This is a genomic window from Collinsella aerofaciens (assembly GCF_040926185.1).
Classification (GTDB): domain Bacteria; phylum Actinomycetota; class Coriobacteriia; order Coriobacteriales; family Coriobacteriaceae; genus Collinsella; species Collinsella aerofaciens_BC.
This window is the reverse complement of the sequence record NZ_JBCOIQ010000023.1, coordinates 15,761-38,109: the sequence shown is the minus strand read 5'-3', so window position 1 is coordinate 38,109 and position 22,349 is coordinate 15,761. Positions and strand designations below refer to the sequence as shown.

20 protein-coding genes are annotated in these 22,349 nt (G+C 57.9%); 6 read left to right on the top strand and 14 right to left on the bottom strand.

Features of this window, described 5'->3' with window-relative positions:
- Nucleotides 1-261 precede the first annotated feature (261 nt).
- Nucleotides 262-582, top strand: a complete 321-nt coding sequence (locus AB5750_RS08645) for a multidrug transporter (RefSeq protein ID WP_195235102.1) — start codon at nucleotides 262-264, stop codon at nucleotides 580-582.
- Nucleotides 583-698: 116 nt separating this feature from the next.
- Here the strand turns inward: AB5750_RS08645 and AB5750_RS08640 are convergent, their stop codons facing one another.
- Together AB5750_RS08640 and AB5750_RS08635 are read right to left on the bottom strand one after the other, a co-directional pair.
- Nucleotides 699-3,464, bottom strand: coding sequence for an FtsX-like permease family protein (locus AB5750_RS08640; RefSeq protein WP_368146058.1), 2,766 nt, complete (start codon nucleotides 3,462-3,464; stop codon nucleotides 699-701).
- A gap of 5 nt (nucleotides 3,465-3,469) precedes the next feature.
- The gene (locus tag AB5750_RS08635; RefSeq protein WP_227790901.1) at nucleotides 3,470-4,171 is read right to left on the bottom strand and encodes an ABC transporter ATP-binding protein; all 702 of its coding nucleotides are present in this window, start codon (nucleotides 4,169-4,171) and stop codon (nucleotides 3,470-3,472) included.
- 269 nt (nucleotides 4,172-4,440) lie between these two features.
- Between AB5750_RS08635 and AB5750_RS08630 the strand changes: the two genes are divergently transcribed.
- From AB5750_RS08630 to AB5750_RS08620, 3 genes are all read left to right on the top strand, one after another.
- Nucleotides 4,441-5,079 carry a GyrI-like domain-containing protein gene (locus tag AB5750_RS08630; RefSeq protein ID WP_368146057.1) on the top strand — a complete coding sequence of 213 codons (639 nt, stop codon included), beginning with the start codon at nucleotides 4,441-4,443 and terminating at the stop codon, nucleotides 5,077-5,079.
- Nucleotides 5,080-5,250: 171 nt separating this feature from the next.
- Nucleotides 5,251-5,700, top strand: a complete 450-nt coding sequence (locus AB5750_RS08625) for an Abi family protein (protein WP_368146056.1) — start codon at nucleotides 5,251-5,253, stop codon at nucleotides 5,698-5,700.
- Nucleotides 5,619-5,813 (top strand): chloride channel protein, encoded by a 195-nt coding sequence (locus AB5750_RS08620; RefSeq protein ID WP_368146055.1) that lies wholly within the window; start codon nucleotides 5,619-5,621, stop codon nucleotides 5,811-5,813. The genes AB5750_RS08625 and AB5750_RS08620 overlap by 82 nt, the downstream gene beginning before the upstream one ends.
- 206 nt (nucleotides 5,814-6,019) lie before the next feature.
- On the opposite strand, the gene AB5750_RS08615 is transcribed toward AB5750_RS08620, so the two are convergent.
- The 3 genes from AB5750_RS08615 to AB5750_RS08605 form a co-directional block, all read right to left on the bottom strand.
- Nucleotides 6,020-6,598, bottom strand: coding sequence for a methylated-DNA--[protein]-cysteine S-methyltransferase (locus AB5750_RS08615; protein WP_239057599.1), 579 nt, complete (start codon nucleotides 6,596-6,598; stop codon nucleotides 6,020-6,022).
- A 455-nt stretch (nucleotides 6,599-7,053) separates the two neighbouring features.
- Nucleotides 7,054-8,079, bottom strand: coding sequence for an aspartate-semialdehyde dehydrogenase (locus AB5750_RS08610; RefSeq protein WP_368146054.1), 1,026 nt, complete (start codon nucleotides 8,077-8,079; stop codon nucleotides 7,054-7,056).
- Between the two features lie 173 nt (nucleotides 8,080-8,252).
- Complete coding sequence (locus AB5750_RS08605) at nucleotides 8,253-9,641, bottom strand: aspartate kinase (RefSeq protein ID WP_368146053.1); 1,389 nt, start codon at nucleotides 9,639-9,641, stop codon at nucleotides 8,253-8,255.
- A 103-nt stretch (nucleotides 9,642-9,744) separates the two neighbouring features.
- On the opposite strand from AB5750_RS08605, the gene thrC reads away from it, so the two are divergent.
- Complete coding sequence (thrC, locus tag AB5750_RS08600) at nucleotides 9,745-11,262, top strand: threonine synthase (RefSeq protein ID WP_368146052.1); 1,518 nt, start codon at nucleotides 9,745-9,747, stop codon at nucleotides 11,260-11,262.
- Between the two features lie 201 nt (nucleotides 11,263-11,463).
- Nucleotides 11,464-12,345, top strand: coding sequence for a homoserine kinase (gene thrB / locus AB5750_RS08595; protein ID WP_006234874.1), 882 nt, complete (start codon nucleotides 11,464-11,466; stop codon nucleotides 12,343-12,345).
- Between the two features lie 286 nt (nucleotides 12,346-12,631).
- Here the strand turns inward: thrB and AB5750_RS08590 are convergent, their stop codons facing one another.
- From AB5750_RS08590 to AB5750_RS08550, 9 genes are all read right to left on the bottom strand, one after another.
- Nucleotides 12,632-13,330, bottom strand: a complete 699-nt coding sequence (locus AB5750_RS08590) for a helix-turn-helix transcriptional regulator (protein ID WP_368146051.1) — start codon at nucleotides 13,328-13,330, stop codon at nucleotides 12,632-12,634.
- Entirely contained in the window at nucleotides 13,296-13,979 is a 684-nt protein-coding gene (locus tag AB5750_RS08585) for a DUF3990 domain-containing protein (RefSeq protein ID WP_006234872.1), read from the bottom strand. Before AB5750_RS08585 ends, AB5750_RS08590 begins: the two co-directional genes overlap by 35 nt.
- A gap of 101 nt (nucleotides 13,980-14,080) precedes the next feature.
- Nucleotides 14,081-14,671 carry a ribosome biogenesis GTP-binding protein YihA/YsxC gene (gene yihA / locus AB5750_RS08580; protein ID WP_055252447.1) on the bottom strand — a complete coding sequence of 197 codons (591 nt, stop codon included), beginning with the start codon at nucleotides 14,669-14,671 and terminating at the stop codon, nucleotides 14,081-14,083.
- A gap of 38 nt (nucleotides 14,672-14,709) precedes the next feature.
- Entirely contained in the window at nucleotides 14,710-15,450 is a 741-nt protein-coding gene (mtnN, locus tag AB5750_RS08575; RefSeq protein WP_006234870.1) for a 5'-methylthioadenosine/S-adenosylhomocysteine nucleosidase, read from the bottom strand.
- A gap of 124 nt (nucleotides 15,451-15,574) precedes the next feature.
- Complete coding sequence (gene pflA / locus AB5750_RS08570) at nucleotides 15,575-16,393, bottom strand: pyruvate formate-lyase-activating protein (protein WP_368146050.1); 819 nt, start codon at nucleotides 16,391-16,393, stop codon at nucleotides 15,575-15,577.
- 186 nt (nucleotides 16,394-16,579) lie between these two features.
- Nucleotides 16,580-17,434 (bottom strand): DegV family protein, encoded by an 855-nt coding sequence (locus tag AB5750_RS08565; protein WP_368146049.1) that lies wholly within the window; start codon nucleotides 17,432-17,434, stop codon nucleotides 16,580-16,582.
- Nucleotides 17,435-17,741: 307 nt separating this feature from the next.
- Nucleotides 17,742-19,184, bottom strand: coding sequence for a glycoside hydrolase family 32 protein (locus tag AB5750_RS08560; RefSeq protein WP_368146048.1), 1,443 nt, complete (start codon nucleotides 19,182-19,184; stop codon nucleotides 17,742-17,744).
- Nucleotides 19,185-19,285: 101 nt separating this feature from the next.
- Nucleotides 19,286-20,737: a PTS transporter subunit EIIC gene (locus AB5750_RS08555; RefSeq protein WP_052044095.1), complete on the bottom strand. Its 1,452-nt coding sequence runs from the start codon at nucleotides 20,735-20,737 to the stop codon at nucleotides 19,286-19,288.
- A gap of 45 nt (nucleotides 20,738-20,782) precedes the next feature.
- Nucleotides 20,783-22,165 carry a family 43 glycosylhydrolase gene (locus AB5750_RS08550; RefSeq protein ID WP_368146047.1) on the bottom strand — a complete coding sequence of 461 codons (1,383 nt, stop codon included), beginning with the start codon at nucleotides 22,163-22,165 and terminating at the stop codon, nucleotides 20,783-20,785.
- Nucleotides 22,166-22,349 lie beyond the last annotated feature (184 nt).

Sequence of the window (22,349 nt, the reverse complement as noted above, 5' to 3'; positions counted from 1 at the left end):
ATTACGAGCTCCTGTGCGAATTGAAGGGAGCGCTCCCGCAAACTGCCTATTGACAACTTATAGGAGCGTCGGTTTTATTTTCGCACTTTTCAGCATGGTCTGGGCTCTCCGCGTTAACGTAGTAGATAGGCCCGTTTTGTGGCATACGACCCATTCAAGCCCAATCTCGAAGGCTAAAGAGAGCCTCTCATCCGCACCTGCGAGCGAAAACCAAATAAAATGAAAGGCAAATGGAAAGCCCGTTTGACGAGCGGAGAACATATGCGCGACGTAACCGAAAGCGACTGGAAGCTGTTTAAGAAAATGCTTCCTCAATGGCAAGAACGTTATATGGAAAAGCTCATCGGCCAGTACGTTGAGATGCTGAACGGCGACAGCGAAGCGTCCAGTAGATTTTGGGCACTAGAAGAGCGCCTCAATAGAGACAAGCTGTCCTCAGGCGTAATTGCAAACGACATTCGCCGCAGCACAATGCACCGCGAGATAGCCAATTTGCTTATCGACAGCGTGATCACCCTTGACGACCTTGACGGTTTTACCGAAGACATTAAGAGCTATGCGCAACACTGGATTGGCCAGTAAGAGCACTGAACGACAGACATCCCCAGCAAAACGGGGCAAACGCTGGGCCACCTAATGGTTGTCCGACGTTTGCCCAGATAAAACCTGCCAAAATATACCTGTCCCTTTTTGGCAGGTTACTCGGCGCTCTTGAGGGCGCCGACCATGTCGATCTTGTTGAGCGTTCGATTGGTGGCAAGGTTGACGATAAACGTAAAGGCAAAGGCCAGCAACACGGATAGCACGTAGCTCAGCGGCTCGACCTCAACATCAAAATACAGCGACGGCATCTGCAGGATGTACGTAAAACTCTCGGCCAGCAAGCCGCCTAGCGGTACGCCCAGTGCGGCGCCAATCGCCGTGAGGGTCAACGTCTCCTTGTTGACGTAGTGGTGCACCTCGCCGCGACGGAAGCCCAACACCTTAATGGTCGCCAGCTCGCGCTCGCGCTCGGAGATATTCGTGTTGGACAGCGTAAACACCACCACAAACGACAGGCACGCCGCCATAAAGGTCACGAGCACCACGACCGAATTGATAATCGTAAAGTTCGCCTCATAGTTTTCCCAATGCTCGGCCGTACTCGAAATCGTAAGCCAACCGTCACTCTTAAGATTCTTGCTAAACGCAATCTGGTCGGCCGACGAACCCTTGAGCAGTGCAAAGATGCCGTTAAGACGCGCGCTTCGGCCGAACGTGCGCTCATAGGTGCCCTGCGTCATGTAAAGCGTGTTGCCCAGATAGTTAAGCGAAATGTCGCTGACTTTGACCTTGGCAACATTGAGCGACGAATCCTGGACGTGAGCCGTATCGCCCGGCTGAATCCCCAGCACCAGCTGTGAACTTTTGCTCAGATACACGTCTCCGTCACGCAAAGGCAGCGGTTCTTTGGACTCATCCTCCAGACGCACGTAATCGCCCAAGTCACTCGTGCGGTCATCGGGCACCACGATCAGCTGCACAGTCTCGCTCTTGCCGCCAAATGTAAAGGTGACGTTGTCGGTCATAATCGGCAGGGTCGAGGTCACGGTCACGTCGGAATCCTTGGCCGCGCTGCGCTCATCCAATGCCGCGCACGTCTGCGAAAAATCGTCGGGATTGGCGACCGCCAGCAAGTCATAGCGCGTGATATGCCCGTACTGCTTGGGCGACAGCGCGACCGACGTATCACGAATGCCCATGCCGCAAATCACAAGCGCCGTGCAGCCCGCGATGCCAAAGATGGTCATAAAGGCACGCTTTTTGTAGCGGAACAGGTTACGCGCTGCCACCTTGTTCAAAAAGCCCATGCGGTGCCAGATAAAGCCGATACGCTCAAGCAAGATACGCGAGCCGGCGCGCGGGGCCTTGGGACGCATGAGCGAGGCTGGGGTCTCGGCCATCTCGTGACGACAGGCGATAATCGTGGCGCCCACCACGCCCACGGCAAACAGCGCCACCGAGACGATTGAGGACACGATGTCGTACGAAAGCAGCATCTGAGGCAGCGAGTACATGTCGTCGAACACCGTAAACAAGAACAGCGGCAGGCCCACAAAGCCGATGATGTTGCCGAGCACGCCGCCGATCAGACAAGCCCACAGCGCATAGTCCACGTATTTGGACAGGATGCGCCCGCGCGAATAACCGAGCGCCTTATACAGGCCGATGAGCGTGCGCTCCTCCTCAACCATACGCGTGGCGGTGGTGAGGCTGATGAGCACGGCGACGATAAAGAAGATAAACGGGAACACCGTGGCGATGGCCTCAATTGACGAGCTATCGCTCTCGACGCTCGAGTAGCTTGCGATGTTACCGCGGTCCTGGATGTACCAAGTGCATTCGCCCAGATCGGAAAGCTCGGCGCGGGCATCGGCAAAATGCTGGTCAGCGGCGGCGCGGCGCTGGTCCAGGTCAGCTTGCGCCTGTGCACGTTCGTCGCTGCCCTCGGCCATACGGTCGATGTTGCCCTGTTCAATCCCAAAGAGCATATTCGCCTGGCGCTCGGCCGCATCCAAGCTTGCCGGCGTGTCAACCGTCAACTCCTGAGCACGTGCCTTCTCACGCTCCCTGCGGATCTTCTCGATATTGCCCTTGACCTCGTTGATCTTTGTCGTGTAGGCATCCGAATAGGAGTTGAGGCTCTTGGCTCCCTCGACGATCACGTGGACCGAGGAGTAGGAAGAAGATGTCGCGGCGTCCTCGTTCACATAGAACTTATAGTCCGCAGCCGAGGCGGCACGGAAGGCGTTGACCGTCGAGTCGGAGCTCACGTCGGTGGGATCGAGAACCTCGGCCGTGATGGTGTAATTGCCTGTGCCGAACTGATCCTTGGCACTTTGGTTCGACGAGCTCGCGTCATTGGCGGCAAAACTCACCGTATCGCCGAGCTTTTTGCCCGAAGCCTTCAGGAACTTCGAAGTCACCGCGACCTCATCGGCGCTCTCGGGCAAATCACCGCTCACCAGCACCGGTTGATCGATATTCTCCTTGGAAAGACTTTGCACGATCACGCGCTCGCGTGTTGTGCCCACGGCGGTGTAGGCGGTCTCGGTGTAGATACCCTCGGCCGTCTCGACGCCGTCGACCTCTTGGATAGCCGCAAGATCGTCGCGCGTAAGGCCATAGGTCGACTGCACGTTAATGTCATAGACATTCTGCTGGTCAAAATAGGCGTCGACCGAATCGCGCAAATCTTCGCAGCCTGCCTTAAGACCGCACATCACGCTCACGCCAAGCGCGGTGATGACCACGATAGACAAGAAGCGCTTAAGACTGCCGCGGATTGTACGGTAGATGCCACGGCGAAAAACCGTCGGCACCATATCGTTTGAGCTCTGAGCGGTGCGGTAGGTCGCAAACTCCCGGTCGCGACCCGCGCGCTCCGTATCGTGGTTTTGGCTGTTTTGGCGGTCCTGGTCCATGGGCGCTACCACTCGATCGTCTCGATAGGCACGGGATTTTGCTGGACCGTCTCGCTCTCCACGCGACCACTCTTAAAGCGGATCAGGCGATCGGCCATGGGCGCGAGCGCGGAGTTGTGCGTGATGATGATGACCGTAATGCCCTGCTTGCGGCAGGTATCCTGCAGCAGCTGCAAGATCTGCTTGCCGGTTTTATAGTCGAGCGCGCCCGTGGGCTCGTCGCATAAAAGAAGCTTGGGGTTCTTGGCCAGTGCGCGGGCAATGGACACGCGCTGCTGCTCGCCGCCCGAAAGCTGCGCGGGGAAGTTGGCGAGGCGCTCGCCCAGGCCAACCTGGCGAAGCGTCTGTTCGGCATCGAGCGAATCGGGGCAGATCTGAGCTGCAAGCTCAACGTTTTCGAGCGCCGTCAGGTTGGGAACCAGATTGTAGAACTGAAAGACAAAGCCGACGTCGGCGCGGCGGTACTCCACAAGCTGCGCCTCGTTGGCAGAGCTCACGTCGCGCCCGTCCACTGTCACGGAGCCGGAGGTTACCGTATCCATGCCGCCTAGGATGTTGAGCGCCGTAGTCTTGCCGGCGCCCGAAGCGCCCAGGATAATGGCGAGCTCACCGCGCTCAACGGTAAAGCTCGCGCCGTCGAGCGCATGGATGCGGGCATCGCCCTCGCCGTATGCTTTGATGACGTCTTTGAATTCGATATAGGCCATCGATCGGTTCCCATCTGGTCGGATAACTCTTTAGTATTACCCATTTCACGCCGACCAAAAAGGGACAGGTTCATTTTGGCAGGTTTTATATGGGGAAACGGGGAGCGCAGGCAAGCGCCGGGAGGCAGAGAAATCATCAACGGGGTCAGGCCGACCGCCAAACGCAACGCATGCATTTCAATCTGTCAGCCAAATCATTCGAACAGCTGTTCGTTTCTATGATATGATTCCGATATCCAAGCAGGCCAATACGCAGAAAGGCGGCCAACATGGCGTTCGACTTTAAGAAGGTATGCAAGGAGCTCTACAAACCTGCAAGCAAGCCGAGTATCGTAACTGTCCCGCCAATGAGCTACGTTGCCGTTCGCGGAAAGGGCGACCCAAATACCGAAGGTGGCGAGTATCAAAACGCCCTGCCGCTGCTTTACGGCATCGCCTATACCGTCAAGATGTCGAAGAAAGGCTCAAGGAGTATCGAGGGCTATTTCGACTTTGTGGTACCGCCGCTCGAGGGTTTCTGGTGGCAAGACTCCCCGAGCGGCGACATCGATTATGTACGCAAGGACGATTTCAACTTTATCTCGTGCATTCGCCTGCCCGATTTCGTCACCCGAGATGACTTTGACTGGGCAGTCGCGGAAGCCACGACCAAAAAGAAACTGGACTTTTCTGCCGTCGAGCTGCTTAAAGTTGACGAGGGTCTCTGCGTTCAATGCATGCATACCGGACCCTACGACAACGAACCGGTGACCGTAGGCGCTATGAATGAATACACGACCGAGCAGGGCTATGTCCCCGACTTCTCAGACACCCGTTTCCATCACGAAATCTATCTCTCCGATCCACGCAAATGTGCACCGGAGAAACTTAAGACTGTGGTTCGTCATCCTATCAAGCGCGCTGAATAGCGTGGAGCGTCATCTCACGCGCTAGGTTTTAAGCCAGCCAACCAGCCGCCTCCTAGGCCGTCCGGTAATTATCTTGACGCGGCCCGTCGCATCTTATAAGTTTGTTTTGCTAAAGCTGGAAAGCCTCTCAACGATGCGCAACTCCAGCTCTTTTTCTATCAAGAGGCTTAAATGAAATACCGGAAGTCGCGGATATCCATCAACGAACAAATAGCACTATTGACAGAATACAGGGGTCTTAAGTGCTCTGATCAAAGCGAACTCGAGCGAGCTTTGGTCGAAGTCGGCCACTACAGACTGTCGGCCTACTGGTTTCCCTACAAAACCAAATGCAAGTCCGGGATTACCATCTTTCGCGAAGGCACAACATTCGAAACCATCATCTACACGTATGAATTTGACCGAGCCCTCCGGCAGTTAATGTTTGATGCGGTCGGCAGAATTGAGATCTACCTCAGAAGCAGAATTGCCTATCTTGCCTCTGAGGAACGCGGGCCTTTCTGTTACCCAGATGTCGCCATAACGAGGCTCAACTCGGCATGTCCATCGCGCTTTGCGCCGCGCTGGGCTACGCAGCCGTCTTTGGCAGCGCCACCAATACGCTGCTCGCACCCATCCTGATTGGCTGCGAAGTCTTCGGCTTTGGTAACTTGCCGATGTTCATTATTGTCTGCGTTGTGGCTTACCTGTTCAACATGGATAAGTCCATCTACGCCCTGCAGGAGCGGGCGTAGATCGATGTCCAGGCAGGTGGTCTCAGCCGAAAACGGCGTCCCACTCTGAGGCTGTATTCCGGGACACGGTTTCCGCTTGGAACGCCATTCGGAAAGCGCATCCCGCTTTAAAACGGAATTCCGGGACGTAGTTTCCGTCTGAGCCTCCATTCGGAAAGCATGTCCCGTTCTTTCACGGCATCTTGGCTATGCAAAGCGCTCGAGTGTTACTCCTCGTACGCGCCCTCAAGCCGAAGCAGCCACTCCTTGCGATCAAGCCCGCCGGCATATCCGTTAAGCGAGCCGTCGGCCGCCACCACGCGATGGCATGGCACAATAATCGAAACAGGGTTGCGAGCGACCGCGGCCCCCACGGCACGGGGAGACACAACGGGTGTCTCATTTCCCGGCACACGATGTCGAGCCGCAACACGCTGGGCGATCTCGCCATACGTAGCGACCTCGCCACGCGGAATAGAAAGCAGCTCGTACCAAACTTCACGCTGAAACGCCGTGCCAATCAAATGCAACGGCGGCGTAAACCGAGGTTCCTGCCCTGCAAAATAAGCATTCAGCCAAGCCCAGGAACGCTCAAGCACCGAAGACGCCGCACCATTTGCAGGACTCACCGACGACATGCCGCCAGCACCAGAAACTGCATCGGCGCCTTCAACATGTTCAGGATCTTCTTTGAGAAGCGTGGAGCCAAAATGCTCCTGTCCCTCAAACCAAAGCCCCGTCAGACCGCGGCCATCAGCGGCAAGCAAGATTTCGCCCAAAGGCGAAGCAAACGTCGTCGTGACCACCAGCGGCTCCTTTCAAAACTCCGCAACATAATACCGCGAATTGTGCAGACAACCCCAATCGACCCCAAAGTCACCCAAGGCAGCAGGCGCGCAGCGCCGCAGCTGCCGCACGACCCCAAAGTCCCCGCAGGCAGCAGGCGCAACGCGCCGCAGCTGCCGGCCGCGCCCCACAGTCCCCCAAGGCGGCAGGCGCAAAGCGCCGAGGCCACCGCCGGGACCAGGGCCCGCAGCGGCCACGTGCCCTCACATCAGCCCAGCGGCCCCAACCAACAACGGTCCCATCGCAGGCCGCTCGCAGCCGAGTCACCGCAGGCGGGGGCCGGGCTTAGTTTTCAGAACACTCCGCAGACCAGTGTGGCGCCTTGTCCGCGGCTCCGAAGGAGCAGGACAAGGCGCCACACATGGTCGAGGACGTTCTGAAAACTAAGCCCGGCCCCCGCCGGACAGGTCCACCACTACTCGCAGAGCAGCTTGGCAATCTGGACGGCGTTGGTTGCCGCGCCCTTACGGATTTGGTCGCCGCAGCACCAGAAGGTGATACCGCGCGCGGCCTCGGGGTTCGAGATGTCGCGGCGCACGCGACCGACCCAAATCAGGTCCTGGTCGGACGTATCCATCGGCATGGGGAAACGGTCGTGTGCATCCTCGGCAGCCATATCGTCAACCAGCTTGACGCCGGGAGCGGCAGCCAGCGCAGCACGAGCCTCCTCGACCGTAATATCGCGCTCAAACTCGAGCGTAATGCTCTCGGAGTGCGAACGCAGCACGGGCACGCGCACGCAGGTGCAGTTCACGCGCAACTCGGGCAGGTGCATGATCTTACGGCCCTCGTTCTGCAGCTTCATCTCCTCGGAGGTAAAGCCTTCCTCCTTGACGCCGCCGATCTGCGGAATCAGGTTGCTCGCGAGCTGGGCGGCAAATGCGTGCGGCTCGGGAATCTCCTCGCCGCGGCCCAGGGCGGCCAGTTGGGCCTCGAGCTCGGCCATACCGGGAGCGCCGGCACCCGAAGCCGCCTGATACGTCGAGACGATCATGCGCTTCACACCGGCGAGCTGATGCAGCGGCCACGTGGGAACCAGGCCGATGATGGTCGCGCAGTTGGGGTTGGCGATCAGGCCGTGATGCCACTTGATGTCATCGGCATTGATCTCGGGCACGACCAGCGGCACCTCGGGATCCATGCGGAAGGCGTGGCTGTTGTCAACCACAACGGCGCCGCGCTTGACGGCCTCGGGCAGCAGCTCCTTGGCGATATCGTCGCCGGCAGCGCCGAGTACGATGTCGCAGCCCTCAAAGGCCTCGGGGCAAGCCTCTTCGATTACGATCTGCTCGCCGCGGAACTCAACGGTCTTGCCCGCAGAGCGCGCGCTCGCCAGCAGCTTGAGCTTACCGACCGGAAACTTCTGCTCGTTGAGGCACTCGAGCATCTGGGTGCCCACGGCTCCCGTCGCGCCCAAAATAGCAACCGTGTACTGTTTCATGCTTCCCCCTTTAAAGGTTGTGGTTTTTGCCCGCACGCCGAGCAGGCCAATTATTGTTGCCAGTGTATACAAGAACGGGGCGGGCACGAAACCCGCCCCGTCGAAACGAAACCGAAACGAAACGCCCCGCCGTAGATTTTGAGACATGACTCAAAAATCTAGCGAGATAGCAGCTACTTGCGGAGCGCGGCCAGGGCGGGATCGACCGGCGCGGAAGCCTCCAGGTCGGAGACCTTCACAATGCCGTTCTCATCGGAGAAGGCACGGTAGATGGTCTGAATCGCCAGGTCGAAGTCCTTCTCCTCGACACCGATAATGATGTTGATCTCGTCGCAGCTCTGCGAAATCATGCGCACGCTCACGCCGGCCTGGCCAAGCATGCCAAACAGATGGCCCGAGATACCTGCGCGGCCACGCAGGTTACGGCCGACGGTCGCGATGAGCGCCAGGCCCTCGACAACCTCGATCTCGAGCGGCTCGACCTCCTGCTGAATGTCGCCCACAAGCGAGTACAGCGAGTCGTGCACGTCCTGCTCCTGCACCACGGCGCCAAAGCGGTCGACACCGGTGGGCATGTGCTCGACGGAAACGTCATAGCGCTCGAAGACCGAAAGCGCGCGGCGCATAAAGCCAACACGGGGCTTGGTGCGGTCGCGGGCAACGTTGATGGCGACAAAGCCGCGCTTGCCGGTCACGCCGGTAATGATGGGCTCTGCCTCACCCTCATCAGCCGTCTCGCTAATGATGGTGCCGGGGTCCTGCGGCGCATTGGTGTTCTTGATGACCAGCGGAATACCCGCCTCGCGCACGGGGAACACGGCCTCCTCGTGCAGGACGCTTGCACCCATGTACGAAAGTTCGCGCAGCTCCTCGTAGGTAACGCGCGCAATGGGCTGAGCCTCGGGAACAATACGAGGATCGGCAGAATAGAAGCCCGAGACGTCGGTCCAGTTCTCGTACAAGTCGGCGCCCAGGCACTTGGCCAGGATCGAGCCGGAAATATCGCCGCCGCCACGGTCGAGCAGCTTGATCTGGCCCTCACGCGTCGCGCCGTAGAAACCGGGCATAACAAAGCCGCCCTGCTGGCCGTACTCCTGCACCAGCTCGGAGGTGCGATTCATGCTGAGCGTACCGTCATGATGGAACGCCACAACCGTCGCGGCGTCCAGGAACGGCAGGCCCAGGTACTCCGCCATCAGGCGAGCGGTGAAGTACTCGCCACGGCTCACGAGCTCCTCGGTAGAGTAGCCGCCCGAGCGGGCGCGCTCGGCAAAGGCCGCGAACTCCTCGCGGATGGGATAGGTGAGCTCCAGCTCGTCAGCGATATCAAAATAGCGCTGGCCAATGTCCTCGAGCAGCTCCTCACACGACACGTGATACTTAACGTGCGCGTTAACCAGGTAGAGCAGGTCGGTCACCTTGGTGTCGCCCTTAAAGCGGCGGCCGCAGGCGGAAACCACCACAAAACGGCGGGCAGGGTCGGCATCGACGATGGCCTTGATCTTCTTGAAGTGTTCGGCGTCGGCGACCGACGAGCCGCCAAACTTGGCAATCTTAATCATGGGCTTGAGGTTACCTTTCTAAAAGCCTCTGCAAACCTGTTTTGCGCGCTCTGATACCATGGTTTCACCGATTGGGACCAAGGCATCCGAGGAGCAGTGTTATATGGGAACTTATCATAGTACACGAGGACGCACTTTATCGTGCTCAAGTAAGGTGGCAATCCGCACCGGCATCGCTCCCGACGGGGGTTTGTTTGTCTCGGACGAGCTCGGCACCCAGCAGGTCGATATCAGCTCGCTTGCAGATAAATCGTACTTTGAAATCGCTCAAGATGTGTTGGGAATGTTACTGAATGATTACACGGCCGAAGAAATTTCGGCGTGTGTCGACGAGGCATACCGCGGCACGTTCGCGAGTGAAGAGGTTACGCCACTCGTCAAACTCGACGCTGCGCCGGGCGCCGACGCCCCTCAGACCTATGTGATGGAGCTCTTTGGCGGCCCCACGAGCGCCTTTAAGGACGTCGCCCTGCAGATGCTCCCCCGTCTGATGGCCCGCACTTCCGCCAGGGACGGCGGCGCTGAGCGCATCATGATCGTCACCGCCACGTCGGGCGACACGGGCAAGGCCGCGCTCGCCGGTTTTGCCGACGCTCCGGGCACGGGCATCACCGTCTTTTATCCCGAGGGCAAGGTCAGCCGCGTCCAGAACCTGCAGATGTCCACGCAGGAGGGCGACAACGTCGCCGTCTGCGGCATCCGCGGCAACTTTGACGACGCTCAGAGCGCCGTCAAGCGCATCTTTGCCGATAAGGAGCTTGCCGAGCGTCTGGAGGCCGCCGGCACGGTGCTTTCGAGCGCCAACTCCATCAATGTCGGTCGCCTGGTACCGCAGGTCGTCTACTACTTTGCCGCCTATGCGCAGCTGTTGCGCGCCGGCGCCATCGAGGCCGGCGACGCCGTGGAGTTCTGCGTACCGACCGGCAACTTTGGCGATATCTTGGCCGGCTACTACGCCAAGCGCATGGGTCTGCCCGTCGCCAAGCTCGTCGTGGCGAGCGACAAGAACAACGTGCTTGCCGACTTCCTGACCACCGGCGTTTACGACCGTAACCGCCCGTTCTTCACGACCATCTCGCCGTCGATGGACATCCTTATTAGCTCCAACCTCGAGCGCATGCTCTACTTCCTGTCCGATGGCGACTGCGAACTCGTTGCCGGCCTTATGGAGCAGCTGGCACAGACTGGTCGCTACGAGGTTCCCGCCGACCTGCTGGCAAAGATTCAGAGCGTCTTTGGCTGCGGTTGGGCCAGCGAGGACGAGGTCCGCGCTGCCATCAAGAGTTGCTGGGATGCGAACGGCTACGTGATCGACCCGCACACCGCCTGCGGCTATCACGTCTTTGAGCAGGTCGTTCCCGCCGAGGGTGCCAAGGCCCGCGTGCTGCTTTCGACCGCCAGCCCCTACAAGTTCCCGCGCGCCTGCTGCGACGCCCTGGGCCTCGACGTTCCCGAGGATGATTTTGAGGCTATGCGTGTGCTCGAGCAGGCCACCAACACGGTCGCCCCGACCCAGCTCGCCGAACTCGAATCCAAGCCCGTCCGCTTCGAAGACGTCTGCGACGTCGATGAGATGGCAAGCTACGTCGAGTCCGCAGCAAAACGAATGAGCACCAACTAGATCCCTTATTAAGCGCCGGCGAAAGCCGGCGCACCTTCTATTTATTTAGCTTTCGGAATGATGACGAGCATGCGAGCGGGTCTGGCCGTTTAGTTCGTCGCGAGTTCCGCACGAGCCGGAAAGCACTTAATGTGCTTTCCGAGCGAGCCAGGACTGCCCGAGCAGCGAACTAAACGGCCAGACCCGCCCAGGAGGACCCACATGATCAAAATCACCGTCCCAGCAACCAGCGCCAACCTAGGCATCGGCTACGATACCCTCGGCATGGCCGTCAGCCTCTACTCGCACTTCACCTTCGAGCGCGCCGACAAGCTCACCATCACGGGCTGCCCCGAGGAGTTCCAAAACGAGAATAACCTGGTCTACGTGAGCTTTGTGGATGCACTGGCCGCATGGGGCGAGCCGGCCTTCCCCGTCGCCATCGACATTCAGACCGACGTGCCCGTCGCCCGCGGCCTGGGTTCCAGCTCAACCTGCGTCGTCGCTGGCATCATGGCGGCCGCCGCGCTGACGGGCCACACCGTCGACCGCGCCGAGCTCGTCCGCATTGCCACCGAGGTCGAAGGGCATCCCGATAACGTCGCCCCCGCTATCCTGGGCGGCGCCGTCTGCTCCTTTACGCCGACCGATTCGCTTCCCCAGTGCCTGCGCTACGAGGTAAGCGATCGTTTGCGTTTTATTACCGTGATTCCGCCCTACGAGGTACATACGAGCGAGGCGCGCAAGGTTGTGCCGCAGGAGATTCCACTCTCCACTGCCGTATGGCAGATGGGCCGCATCGCCGGCATGACGCGCGGCTTGGAGACTGGTGACCTCGACCTGATTGCCGCCGCCAATGACGACCGCATCCAGGAACCCTATCGTCGCCGTCTGATTCCCGACTACAACGCCGTGCGCGACACCTGCCTTAACGGCGGCGCCAAGACCATCTGGATCAGCGGCTCGGGCTCGACTCTCATGGCCGTGACTGACGACACCATCGTGGCAAAGTTCCTGCAGGTCAAGCTGCGCGAGCAGTTCCCTAAGTGTGATACGCATATTCTGACGTGCGACACGGAAGGCGCCCAGATCGAATACCTGTAGTCGCCGTCCCGTATACTCGCCGGGGAGGCCAGGGGGCTTTGCCCCCAAATCGTCCTCGGACATGGCAGGACCCCCGCTGCGCACTTCGTGCGGCGGGGGTCCTGCCGTCCTGCGGAAAGATTTGGGGGCAAAGCCCCCTGGCCTCCCCTATGTTAACTTCGCCGGCGGCGGCTACAGGGACCTACGCTCTGGAAAGTCGCCGGGCTGATAGTTTGGCTTTTTATTGGTAGGGGCTCTTGCTAGGCTGGAGCACTTCCTAGAGGCGGGCATCGGCTGCGTGCCTGGTTTAGGCGGCGCTGGTTTCTTTGTATTCGAAGACTGGCTCTAGGAGGTCTTCGATGTTGCAGTGTAGGGCTTTTGCTATATCCCTTACGGTTGTTACCGAGGCTTCGTTGATGTTTCTCTGGCGTTGTTCGTACATTTGGATTGAGCGGAGGGACACGCCCGATTCGTATGCCAGGTCTTGTTGGGTTTTCTTAAGCTTCTTTCTTGCTAACGCAAGTTTGGTTTGCCTGGACGCTTTTTTCGCCATATCGCAGACGAGGCGAGCCACGCGTTCCTCCGAGGCTTCATGCCAGGGATAGTACAGACTGCGCAGTGCGTCAAACGGAACGACATGCAGCAGGTCTTCGAAAGACTCCCCTAAACGCCACTGCAGATATGCCAGTATCCAGCCTGTCCAATACTCTGGCGTCTTCTCAAAACGATAGGTGCGATCCGGTATAGACCCGCTCTGATAGCCGGACCTTTCAGCGATAAGCGCGAACAGCTCAACGCCCGATTTTCCCGATACGACCCATGCGTTGCCGCGTTCGAACTCGCGAGCTACGCCGCTCAGGCAAAAGAGTTCAGCAACTTCCGATCCTTCTGCTCCATAATCGTTAACGGCATAGTCAAAGCAGTCGCCGAGGTTGTTCGTTGCATCCTCGAGGTAGTAGACGGGGTATGTCCTACTCGGCCCACAATCCGTTAACTCTTGGATCATTTAAATCAACCCTCCCTGCCATTAAATCCCTAATGTCGATACCTTCGGAATCGAACCCGTTAACCGTATCCAAGTATTTGCGTCGAGCATTCTGCTCTCGCTCAAAACGCTTGGGATAAAACTCAGACCCCAAAGCCTGCTTCCAATCGCAGAATCTAATCGCCGAAAATGCGCACTCGCTCATAAGAGCATATTGGATACCCAAATCACCCAAGCGCATGATACGTTGCAGCTGCCTGAGCGAGATCATGCCGCTGACAAACTGTCTTGCAAACGAAAAATAGGAGTCGTCGGCGCGATAACCTCGAATTACGTCATAGGGAGAAATATCAATCAGGCAGTTATCCAGCAGATAGCGAAGTCCTTCGCGCGCCAGCGGTGTCGAAACATTGAACTCCCTATTGTTAGCCAAAATCGCAAGCCAATTGAGAATTGAAAACTCCCCGGACTCCAAATCCAAGACTGCGAGACCATCCATATCGAGCTCATATCGATTTGCAATGCCATCAGACTCAGTCCGACATGCCCACTCCATTGCCATTTCCTCATGTGGCGTGCAATAAAACCCACACCCATAGTCATTGAATTGTCTGCATTTATCCAACGACGGATGCTCGACAACAACCTCCGACCCGTGCCAAAGCTCCATATCGACCTCCAAACAAAAATATCACCCCAGTGATAGTGTACCAATAACTATCACTGGGGTGATATAGATAGATGCAAACTATTGCCTGCCAAGAACCCTTACTAGAGGCAAGCCTCGGCGATGCGGCGCTTGAGTTCGTCGATGCCGGTGCCGGTCTGGGAGCTTGTGATGATTACGTTCTCGGCCGGAACGTTGAGCTGCTTTTTGATGGCTGCTGCCTGGCGGGCCTGTTGGGTGCGGCTGAGCTTGTCGGCTTTGGTGAGGCAGACGATAAAGTTGAACTCGTTGCCCTGCAGGTAGTCGATCATGTCATGGTCGAGTTTACTGGGGTCGTGGCGAATGTCCACCAGCGACACAACCAGGTTGAAGCTGCGCTCGGAGTCGAAGAAGTCGCCAATGAGCTCGGCCCAGCGGTCACGTTCGGCCTTGGAACGACGGGCGAAACCGTAGCCCGGCAGGTCGACGAAGTGCACATCGTCAGCCTCAAAGAAGTTGATGTTGCTCGTCTTGCCCGGCGTACTCGAAACCTTGACCAGGTTCTTGCGGCCAAAAAGCTTGTTCATAATCGACGACTTGCCCACGTTGGAGCGGCCGACAAAGCTCACCTCGGGGCAGGTGGACTCGGGAATCTGCGAAACCTTGCCATAGCTGGCGACGAACTTGGCAAGCTGGTAGTTAATGGAATCGGCCATGGACACTCCTTGGTCGTAGGTTCTTACAAATAGACGCGCTATTGCGCAGCGGCAATGCGGCGGACGATATCGAGCGTGATGTCACTTGCGACACGCGCGTACTCGAACAGATCGAACTCGCGCTCGCAAATTGCATCGTACGCCTCGTCACAATTATCGCTGATAGCGCGCAACACCAGGCAATCGACACCATTTTTGGTTGCGACATGGGCAATTGCCGCGCCCTCCATGCCGACACAATCGGCATGCGTCGCCTCGATAGCGTCGTTGCGCATGGTGGCGCCCGTCACAAATCGGTTACCCGTGGCAATCGTGCCGACCAGGAACTGCTTGGTGCCCTCGTTCGAAGCGACTGCATTTTTCGAAGCGTCAACAAACCCACGCTCAGCAAGCACGTCGGCGGCAATATCGACCAGCGCGGGCGTCGAGCCAAACTCCTCGAGCCCCGGTGCGGACTCGGCGATAAGCGCGGTATCGGTATCCAGATAGCGTAGGCGTTTGCCAATGACCACGTCGTCGATATGGAGCTTGGGGTTCAAACCGCCCGCAATGCCCGAAAACACAACAGCCTGCGGAGCATACTTGCTAATGAGGTGCTGTGTTGCAGCGGCGGCGTTCACCGTGCCCATGCCCGCCGTTGTGGCGACAACTGTCAGGCCGTCGAGCTCACCGCTCACAACGGTCAAGCCCGCCTCCCGTGCCTCGCAAACGTCGCTCAGCTCTTCCTTAATCTGCATGATCTCTTTTTCGAGCGCACCGATAATCGCGATGGTAGCCATACCATTCCCCAAACCTATACGAAATTCTCAACCAAGGTATGGTACCAGCATTTTGTTTGACCTCGCCAAACGAACACGCTAAGCCAGCGCAGCTCGGATATCATAAAGGGGCGAAAATGGCTCGCTAGCCGATGGCGTTTTTGAGTTCCGCGCGGCGCTTTTTCATGCCCGTCATGACGGCGTTGCGCAGCTCGGGCATGCGCGCGGTATCCATCTGGGGCACGCCCTCGAGCTTATAGGGAATGCCCAGTTGCTCGTACTTGACGACACCCATCGTGTGATACGGCAGCATCTCCAGGCCGACCACGTTATGCCACGGGGCAATCAAGCGACCGAGCGCCTCGCACTCCTCCACCGTATCGGTAATACCCGGCACTACCACGTGGCGAATAACAACCTTAATCTTGCGACGCGCGAGCTCATCACCAAACGCCAGAATACGTGCGGGATCGCAACCGGTCAGCTTTTTATGCTCGACGGGATCGGCGTGTTTAATGTCGAGCAGCACCATATCGGTCTCGTTGAGTACGGCATCGAACTTCTCGGGATGCGTGGGATCGAACGCATAGCCGCAACTATCCAAGCAGGTATGTACGCGACCATCGGGGTTGTTGTGCATTGCGCGGAACAGGTCGGCCAAGAACTCAGGCTGCAGGAGCGGCTCGCCGCCGGATACCGTAATACCACCGCTGCGGTAAAACTCATGGTTGCTCTGGAACTCGTCCATCAGGTGCTCGACGGTCACCATGGTACCGCCGTTAACCGACCAGGTATCGGGGTTGTGGCAATACGCACAGCGCATGGGGCAGCCCTGAACAAACACCACAAAGCGGATGCCGGGTCCATCGACCGTCCCCATCGTCTCAATCGAATGCACGCGGCCCAGGGCAAACGCGGAGTCCTCAGGACGAGCGTCCACACCCTCGAGCGTCATCTCAGCCATTCCCGCTACCTTGCCTCTCATTGGTTTTAGCTACATAAATGCCAGAGTCATTCTAGCCTATATGCTTGATGGCGAAACGGTTTAGCGGTCAATTGGATTGTCCTATTTGGCCCCATGCAAAAGCGGCGGGAAGGTTGTCGCAACCCGCCCGCCGCCGAGGCAATAGAAATCGATAGACGCCAGGCGTTACGCCTTGAGTGTGAGCACCGCGCCAAAGGCGGTCGGGCCGCAATGGCTCGAGATCACGCCGCCGACCTGAGTCCAGGTAACGTCCTTAAAGCCCAGGTCGTGCGCATAGACTTCCATGTCGTCGCGCAGCTCCTCGGAAAGGCCTACCGAATACGCCAGGCCAATGTGCGAGTAGTCAATCTCGCCCTTCGCAACCATGTGGTCAATAAAGGCACGGGCGCATTTGAGCATAGAGCCGCGGAACTTCTTGGTCGCCACGAACTTGCCGCCCGTTACCTCAATGCAGGGCTTAATCTTAAGCAGGTGGGCGCCAAGGAACGCGACGTTGGACAGACGACCGCCCGCCTTAAGAAAGGCCAGGTCGGTAGGAACAAAGCCCAGCAGCACGCGGTCCATGACGGAGTTCGTAAATGCAAAGATCTCGTCGACGGTGGCATCGGGGTGAGCCTCGATGTATTTGGCGGTCTCGACGGCAACGAGCGACTGGCCCACCGAGACAAAACGCGTATCCATGGAGAATACGTAGTCGCGGCCCTTAGCCGCAATCTTGGAGGACTGATGCGAGCAAGTCGTGACTTCGGAGTACGCAAGATGCAGAATGGTCGCACCGGGCTGCTCAGCGTGAATGCGGTCGTACACGTGAGCAAAATCCGCAGGCGCACAGCCACTGGTCTTGGGCATCACGCCAAACTCGTTGCAGCGCGAGTAAATCTCGAGCGGATCGATGGAGCCGTCCTCGACGGTCTCGTCACCAATCGTGACATGCATGGGCACGCGCACGATGCCGTAGCGCTCGCAGAGCTCCGGCGTCACATCCGACCCAGATTCAACCACGATTACGTACTTGCCCATTCTTATCACGACCCATCTCGAAATTGGCTTTTTAATATGTGACGCACGTCCGCCGTCCTGCTGCAGAACGGCCTCCAAGCGCCAAAGAGACGCCGTCCCTTGCACATAGCAAAGGACAGCGTCTCCCTGGAAAACTCCGTGCTTAACTGAGATTTTACACGGTTTATAAATGAGTGTTACTTACTCCGCAAACGGTAGCTATACACGATAAACGGCCTTGATTATCAACTTCATCCGATAAACGGTAGTTCGCTGCGGCAACTGCGACACATTCCACCCGGCAAGTCCAATCGTGCTCCACGCACGGTTAATGCGCGAGGCGGTAGAAATCCATCGACGCCGCACCCTCGGCATGCAACCCCATCGCCGAAACCGCCGGCGAATAGGTACGGCTCGTAAGTGCCGCCTCGCCGCTGTTGGCAAAAATCTCGACCATCGTAGTGTCCGAAAGCACGCGCAGGTCGCGAAGCTCGCTGAGCTCGATCGACCTTTGGTCGCGCCCATAGCCTTCGTCACCCATGTCGAGGGTAAGCATCCCGTCCGCATAACGTACAAAGACACCCTTGCGGATTTCGAGCTCGACCATCTTGGCGCCCTCACAGGAAACCACAAGATCAAACAGGCGTCCCGGCTCCTCAACGGTTTCACCGCCTGTCGCGCGAACGCAGTCGCCGCGCATCCTCTCAATCTCGTGCGCCGGCTGCTGGCAGAGCTTACCATCGCGCATGCTCAGCTCTCGCGGCACCGTCAACGCGCACTGCCACCCGCGCGCCACCGTCGGGTTTTCTGCCGTCGCATCGGGGCAACCCGACCATCCGATCATCAAACGCCGGCCTGCAGCATCCTCAAAGGACTGCGGAGCATAGAAATCAAAACCGGCATCGACCATCGGGGGCATGCCCTGCCCGACGATTTTAAAGCTCGGCGCCTCCCAATCGGCCTCGATGGGGAACCACACGCACTGATGCGGATTGCGGTAACGCCAACCATCGGCAGGCACACCCTGCGGACAGCAAACGAGAATAAGCTCGCCATCGAGCTCAAACAGATCGGGGCACTCCCACATAAAGCCAAACTTCTCGCCCAACTCAATGCGCGTCGCATAGCTCCAGTCCTCAAGATTGCGCGAGGTATAGACAAGCACGCAGCCACGGTCGTCTTTCGTACGAGCGCCCAGAACCATGTAGTAGATACCATCGTGCTCAAGGATCTTGGGGTCGCGCACGTGCGTACCGATATCGTCGGGGTAATTGACCGGTCCAACAGCTATGCACTTCTCGCCCAATTCGTCGGGATTCTCGGCAACCATATGAATCTGGTTTTGCTCACGGCCCGTCAACACGTAGTCGTAATCATCGCGGTCAAAATGCTTGACGTTGCCGGTATAGAAGTAGTGAATCTTGCCATCGCGTACAAAGGCAGAACCAGAATACGCTCCGTTCGAATCCAAATCGGAATCGGGGAACAGCACAGGGCCGTGATTCTCGTACGTCACAAAATCCTTTGTCGTCAGATGGTTCCAAAGCACTGGACCGCCATGCGCAGCATCGAACGGATCGTATTGATGATAGATGTGATACGTATCACCAATCTGAACCAAACCGTTGGGGTCGTTGAGCCAGCCAAGCTCAGGCTCCACATGGAACAGGAGCCTATCGGGGTCGGACGCGATGCGACCAGCCGTCTCATCCTGTCCGGCACGCCACTGCTCATAGTCCGCGCGTGTCACCTTATTTTTTTGATTAAACATCGCCATTGACTTTCTCGTCTATAGGGAAGGACGCTCGACTCGCACGAGCCGAGCGCCCTTCCTCAAATGGACTTATCCGCACATTACGCTGAACGGCTCAACTAGAAGCTGACATCGAAGCCAGCACCAGCGCCCTCTTCATCGGTGGTCGGCACGCCCTTTGCCTTGTTGTAGGCAAAGATCAAGACGATCGGCACGATAAAGGCGATGAGATTGCCAGCCACATACCACACGAGGGTCTCGGGCGTGACGATGAGCAGGCCAAGCACGCCGGTCAGACCCTGACCGATAGCGCGCACCTCAAAGAGCTTGACGAAGGCACCGCCGCAGCCTGCACCGATGCATGCGCAGATGAACGGAATGATCGAATAGCGCATGTTTGCAGCAAAGATAGCGGGCTCGGAGATTCCGACCAGCGTCGGGATAAAGGACGACATGCAGATGTTGCGCTCTTTGGAGTGCTTCTTGTGAATGAGGTACATACCGATGGCGCCGCCGCCCTGGGCAATGATGGAAACCGACCAGATGGCCTGGATGTAGTTGAAGCCAGTCGTGGCAACAAGGTTTGCCTCGATACCCTGGATGAACTGATGCGTACCGGTAACGACGAGCGGCTGCAGGAACGCGGCGAAGACAAAGGCACCAAAGACGCCCATCCTGTTGTACAGGATATCGATTACGCCGGCGAGGACGTCACCGATCAGGTTACCGAGCGGGCCGAACACGGTGAACAGGGCGACGTTAGCAAGAATCAGGGTAACGGTCGGGACAAAGACGAACGAAACGACCTCGGGGATGTACTTCTGGGCAATCTTTTCGACCTTGGCCATAAACCAGGCGGTCAGAATTGCAGGGAACACGCCGCCCTGGAAAGCAACCATGGGAATGGAGAGCGGACCAAAGTTCCAGTACTCAGCACCCGTCGGGTCCATAACGAACGTGTTGCGGTTCATAAGGCTCGGGTGAACCATGACGATACCGACGAGGATGCCCAGGATCGGGTTACCGCCAAAACGCTTGACTGCGCTGTACATAACCAGGACAGGCAGGTAGTCGAACGTGGTGGCGATAATGGCAAAGAAGCTTGCGAGGTTCTTGAGGAACTCGCTGTGATCGGCGAGGCTGCCCTCCATGCCAAAGAGGCCGTTGGCAACGATCAACGACTTAAGGCCGATGATGATTGCAGCGCCGACGAAGGCGGGAATGATGGGGATAAAGATGTCCGAGAATACCTTGAGGACCGAGAAGAACTTGCCCTTCTTGTCCGCCTCGGCGCCCTTGACCTCGGAAGCACTGATCTCCTTAACGCCCGTCAGAGCCATAAACTCATCGTAAACCTTGTTGACGGTACCGGTACCGAAGATGATCATGAGCTGGCCGCTGTTGTACAGCACGCCCTTGACGCCATCGATGTTCTCGAGCTCGGCCTTGTTGTATTTGCTCGTATCCTTGAGCACCAGACGCAGACGGGTCACGCAATGCGTGGCGCCCTCGATGTTCTCCAGTCCGCCGACGTTGTCGACGACTTGCTGGGACACTGCCTTGTAGTCCATGTTCCTCTCCATTCCTTTTCTAAATCATAAAACGGTTCGTTGCCGCTACAGAGACGCGATCGTTGCGTTTGCGCACTTGAGCGCACCGTCGGTGACGGTAAGCGCCACACCCTGGCCCTGCTTGTTGCAGAAGCGAGCGTTGAGCGCAACATCATCGACAAAGATGGTCGCGATGTCGTCGTCGACGACCAGACGCACATGGTGAGTGCCCTCGCCCTTAAAGAACAACGGACGCTCGAGGCCCATGTTGTTGACCTGGAACCACGGGTACTGGGGAGCCGGCGTGAACTCGAGCTTGCCCTCGCGCAGGTTGGCGCGGAACTCATAGGCAAGACCGGTCTCGGCGTCCTCAGCGAACTTGACCGAGAAGCCGGCAGCGTTACCGCCGAGCTCAATGTCGGCATCGAGCAAGTAGGTGGAGCCGGCATCCGCGGCGAGCACCTGCTCGACCTTGCCCGACTCGCAGGAAAGCTCAAAGGTCTCGACAGCCTTGCCCTCGCCAAAGGCGCCAAGCATGCTGTCGGGGAGCTTGGTGCCGAGCGTTCCGTCGGCACGCTGAACGATCTCGAGGGGCATAAAGGTGCCACCCCATAGGTAAGAGCTGGGGTCGCCGCCCTCGTCACGCGTAGGAACCCAACCAAAGAGAACGCGACGCTCGCCATCGAATGCGGTGCGAGCGGCGTAGTACGCGCGGCCGTCGAAGGAGTCGTCAGCGGGGGTAATCCAAGGACCGTTGATGGACTTGGACATGCGGTAACGGGTCTTGTTGCCGTCGCTGTACTCGGAAAAGACGAGGTACCACCAGTCGCCCATCTTAAAGAGATCAGGCATCTCGAACATGGTGTACAGGCCCGGATTCCACCAGTCGCCCTGGAACTCCCAGGCATCCAGGTCCTTGGAGGTGAACTTGACCAGACGACCGGTCATCAGACGCTTGTCCTCGCCCACACGCGTGCCGAGGATGAGCATGTACTCTTCGTTCTCCTCATCCCAAAGAACAAAGGGATCGCGCCAGTTGCGGTCATCGTAACCCTCCTGGGGCGGAAGCAGCGTCTCGGCGATGTTCTTCTCCCACTTGACGGCGTCGTCACTCGTTGCGTGAAGAAGAACCTGCTTCATCAAGCGCGCGCGGACCTTATCGCGATTGCAACCAGTGTAGAGCGCATGGTACTTGTCGCCCACCTTAAACACTGTGCCGGCATAAACATACTGGTCGACTTCCTCGTCGCCGCCACGCTCAAGGCTCTCGCCAAAGTCCTTGTAGTTGACGAAATCCTTGGTCGTCGCGAGTGCCCAGCCAAACGGCTCTCCGAAAGGTCCGGGGTTACGCGTGTCACGCTGATGATAGAGATAGAACGTGCCGTCCTCGCCGTACGGCATGATGTCGCCTACCCAAATTCCCTCAGGCTGGTAATACACCTTGTGCATCCGAGACTTCCTTTCCCACAAGATACTAACTCGGTACAACTGCAAGATATGTCAATCGTTTTCATATGTCAAACGTTTTCACATCAATACGTCTTTTCGCAGTTCCAGTCGTCGGCAAACGGTTGACATATGCCGGCGAACGGTCATCAGAGGCGTTTGAGGAATTCTTTTGGCACGGGATGAA

Bases quoted from the DNA above. Each gene is read 5' to 3' on its own strand.
- AB5750_RS08645 (WP_195235102.1), top strand. From the start codon at position 262: ATGCGCGACGTAACCGAAAGCGACTGGAAGCTGTTTAAGAAAATGCTT.
- AB5750_RS08640 (WP_368146058.1), bottom strand. From the start codon at position 3,464: ATGGACCAGGACCGCCAAAACAGCCAAAACCACGATACGGAGCGCGCG.
- AB5750_RS08635 (WP_227790901.1), bottom strand. From the start codon at position 4,171: ATGGCCTATATCGAATTCAAAGACGTCATCAAAGCATACGGCGAGGGC.
- AB5750_RS08630 (WP_368146057.1), top strand. From the start codon at position 4,441: ATGGCGTTCGACTTTAAGAAGGTATGCAAGGAGCTCTACAAACCTGCA.
- AB5750_RS08625 (WP_368146056.1), top strand. From the start codon at position 5,251: ATGAAATACCGGAAGTCGCGGATATCCATCAACGAACAAATAGCACTA.
- AB5750_RS08620 (WP_368146055.1), top strand. From the start codon at position 5,619: ATGTCCATCGCGCTTTGCGCCGCGCTGGGCTACGCAGCCGTCTTTGGC.
- AB5750_RS08610 (WP_368146054.1), bottom strand. From the start codon at position 8,079: ATGAAACAGTACACGGTTGCTATTTTGGGCGCGACGGGAGCCGTGGGC.
- AB5750_RS08605 (WP_368146053.1), bottom strand. From the start codon at position 9,641: ATGATTAAGATTGCCAAGTTTGGCGGCTCGTCGGTCGCCGACGCCGAA.
- thrC (WP_368146052.1), top strand. From the start codon at position 9,745: ATGGGAACTTATCATAGTACACGAGGACGCACTTTATCGTGCTCAAGT.
- thrB (WP_006234874.1), top strand. From the start codon at position 11,464: ATGATCAAAATCACCGTCCCAGCAACCAGCGCCAACCTAGGCATCGGC.
- AB5750_RS08590 (WP_368146051.1), bottom strand. From the start codon at position 13,330: ATGATCCAAGAGTTAACGGATTGTGGGCCGAGTAGGACATACCCCGTC.
- AB5750_RS08585 (WP_006234872.1), bottom strand. From the start codon at position 13,979: ATGGAGCTTTGGCACGGGTCGGAGGTTGTTGTCGAGCATCCGTCGTTG.
- yihA (WP_055252447.1), bottom strand. From the start codon at position 14,671: ATGGCCGATTCCATTAACTACCAGCTTGCCAAGTTCGTCGCCAGCTAT.
- mtnN (WP_006234870.1), bottom strand. From the start codon at position 15,450: ATGGCTACCATCGCGATTATCGGTGCGCTCGAAAAAGAGATCATGCAG.
- pflA (WP_368146050.1), bottom strand. From the start codon at position 16,393: ATGGCTGAGATGACGCTCGAGGGTGTGGACGCTCGTCCTGAGGACTCC.
- AB5750_RS08565 (WP_368146049.1), bottom strand. From the start codon at position 17,434: ATGGGCAAGTACGTAATCGTGGTTGAATCTGGGTCGGATGTGACGCCG.
- AB5750_RS08560 (WP_368146048.1), bottom strand. From the start codon at position 19,184: ATGTTTAATCAAAAAAATAAGGTGACACGCGCGGACTATGAGCAGTGG.
- AB5750_RS08555 (WP_052044095.1), bottom strand. From the start codon at position 20,737: ATGGACTACAAGGCAGTGTCCCAGCAAGTCGTCGACAACGTCGGCGGA.
- AB5750_RS08550 (WP_368146047.1), bottom strand. From the start codon at position 22,165: ATGCACAAGGTGTATTACCAGCCTGAGGGAATTTGGGTAGGCGACATC.